Genomic DNA, 665 nt, shown 5'->3' with positions numbered 1-665 from the left:
CAAAAACGTGGGGGACCTCAATGCGTTCCTGCGCGAGTACATGCTGCAAGAGCCAGAAACCTTTGCTCTGGCGGAGAAATTGGTTGATGGCTTCAACGAACTGAACGAAGCGCATCGAGCCGTGGTTACCGCGCGTGACCAGCAAGCCGTGCTGGAGCCGGCTAGCGAAGCCCATGAGCAGTTGCTGGCAGCGGAAAAATCGTTACGAGAGTTGGGGGTGTTGAGCCTTCATATCGAGCCCTACGTCGTTCAATGCAAAGAAACACTGCTTGAGAGTGCGATTGAGTCTGCCAAAACTAGGCGGGCCGGCTTGGAGACCGAGCTTAAGCAGAAAACTCAGAAGGAAGAGGACGCCCAACGGTATTTGGGCTTGTTGCGCGAGAAGCGTAACGACCAAGGCGGCCGCATTTTGGAGCAGTTGCAAGCAGACCTGAAGCAGGCGGAGCGGCAGCGTACGCATCGAACCGAGAAGCGCGAGCAGGTACAACAGCATTGGCAAGTGCTGGGCTGGGCAGCGCCAACTACAGGCATCGCGTTTGTTGAGTTGCAGCAGCGAGCACAGGTCCACCTGGAGACCCTGACTGCCAAACAGGAGACGTTGTCGGAGGAGCGCGACGGTCTCAAGCGTCAGCAGCATCGGCTCGGCGAAGAATTGCAGACGTTGC

1 protein-coding gene is annotated in these 665 nt (G+C 57.4%); it reads left to right on the top strand.

The window, feature by feature from the left end:
• Positions 1–665 (top strand): hypothetical protein (locus RVY79_RS16875; RefSeq protein ID WP_317465626.1); only part of this gene is annotated, 665 nt, incomplete at both ends.

The sequence above is a fragment of the Chromohalobacter sp. HP20-39 genome, from assembly GCF_033052815.1.
Taxonomy (GTDB): Bacteria; Pseudomonadota; Gammaproteobacteria; order Pseudomonadales; family Halomonadaceae; genus Chromohalobacter.
The sequence above is the reverse complement of the archived record's forward strand: the minus strand, read 5'-3'. Positions and strand labels throughout refer to the sequence as shown.